At 41.3% G+C, this 1,543-nt stretch carries 2 protein-coding genes; both read right to left on the reverse strand.

What is annotated here, in order from left to right; genetic code table 11:
- Nucleotides 1–72: 72 nt before the first annotated feature.
- Nucleotides 73–669 carry a hypothetical protein gene (locus VHA02S_RS24705; RefSeq protein WP_050567839.1) on the reverse strand — a complete coding sequence of 199 codons (597 nt, stop codon included), beginning with the start codon at nucleotides 667–669 and terminating at the stop codon, nucleotides 73–75.
- Nucleotides 670–785: 116 nt separating this feature from the next.
- Nucleotides 786–1,543: hypothetical protein (locus tag VHA02S_RS26295; RefSeq protein ID WP_218000902.1), on the reverse strand; the 758-nt coding region annotated here is incomplete at its 5' end.

Raw genomic sequence — 1,543 nt, forward strand, 5'->3', positions numbered from 1 at the left:
AGACCACCTTAACCACTAAAAACAACGCATAATAAAAGTGCCACGCGTTGCGAATCCCTCTTGAACAGTTTGTTATGTAACATTTTCAAGCAACTCCCAACAACCTTCCCACTCTTTAATTCTAGATAGCTTAATGGCATGATGCTCCGCAGAATCATTTAGCTTTCTATGACCACCATTGCGACCTAAATACTTTTGATGGCACTCAAAGATATTGTTTTGAACCCACCAAAACGGGGCTATATAAAATTTTGGAGTTGAGTACTGTAAGTCCACGAAAACCCAGAACTCGTTTTCGTTCTTTTTCATAGTACGCTGTTGTGCATAGCGAACAGTTGTCTGCCATGTGCCTGCGCTTTTTGAGCGCACTAAAATTCTCTTAGGATTAGCGGATTCGAAAATGACCTCAAGGACGAGTTTGTTGCCTTCTTTCAATGACGTAACCCTAGCTCCTCGCTTTTCCAGCTCCTTGATGCACTCCATCACGCCACGCTCTCTTGTTCGCTGGATACCAACTGAGGAGTTGTTATTTAACTGTTGGTTGCAAGCCTCGACTACCGCTTGTCCATCAGGATGAGTCATTGCATTTCTTTTCAGGGTTTCCAACTGAGCAATGCTAAAATTACCTGCTTTAATTTTATCGATTATCGCTTGCGTTTTGACCGACATATAGCCTCCTGATGTTACATAACGCCGCATTAAGGTGTGAGCAGCGCTTGGCTATACTTGAGCGAAGCGAAAGCGCCAAGCGTTGCGAATCACTCTTAAATGCTTTGTTATGTGTATTACCCAAAGCTTTCCAAAATATTATTTTCTAGCTCTTTCTTTTTCATCAGAGTCTTATGGTTACGAGTTTTAAACCTAATACCAAAAGAGATAAAGTGATGAAAAATAATGAGATGACTTCTATTTTTTGACCAGATGACACACTCATCCTCTGCGACAACCCATGATTTTGAGTTGGATTCTAAGTCTTTGATGGGATTGCTTGAAAACTTACTCTCATAATTCTGAGCGAAACTTGAATGAACCTGTTTATTGAAGAAGCGAATATGCATGACGTCTCGCTTTTCATTGAAGACTCGTTGATGCTTTAGAAAATATAGACCTTTGCCAAAGAACGTTGCGTAGTCGATCAGCTCTTGACCATAAACAGGCATTTTTGCTTCAACGTGTTCACCAACATCTACCGCACTGTCATACATTTCCCAAAGACGATTCGGTACACTCTTACGTTTCGTGAAAGCACGAACTAGTGCTTTCACAGCTAGCTCACTATCACTGGATTGGCATCGGGCAATTAGACCAAATATTTCATCCAATGTACCTTTTTCAGAATTGCACTTACGACAAGCATAGAAATCACCCTCACCGTTGTTTCTCTTTCGCGTTAGAGCGGTATTGGGAACTAGGTGCTCAACAGAACGACTATTGTGCAAGTTCTCGCCTTTTACCATTGCAGTCGAGCAATAAGGACAAATACTGTTTACGATCAATTTGTTAGTTCCTCTATACACATAACGCCCTGCTAAGGGGTGAGCAA

The sequence above is a fragment of the Vibrio harveyi NBRC 15634 = ATCC 14126 = KCTC 12724 genome (assembly GCF_001591145.1).
GTDB classification, from domain to species: Bacteria; Pseudomonadota; Gammaproteobacteria; order Enterobacterales; family Vibrionaceae; genus Vibrio; species Vibrio harveyi.

What these genes read in the sequence shown, in the direction of transcription:
- VHA02S_RS24705 (WP_050567839.1), bottom strand. Translation starts at nt 669, where the DNA reads ATGTCGGTCAAAACGCAAGCGATAATCGATAAAATTAAAGCAGGTAAT.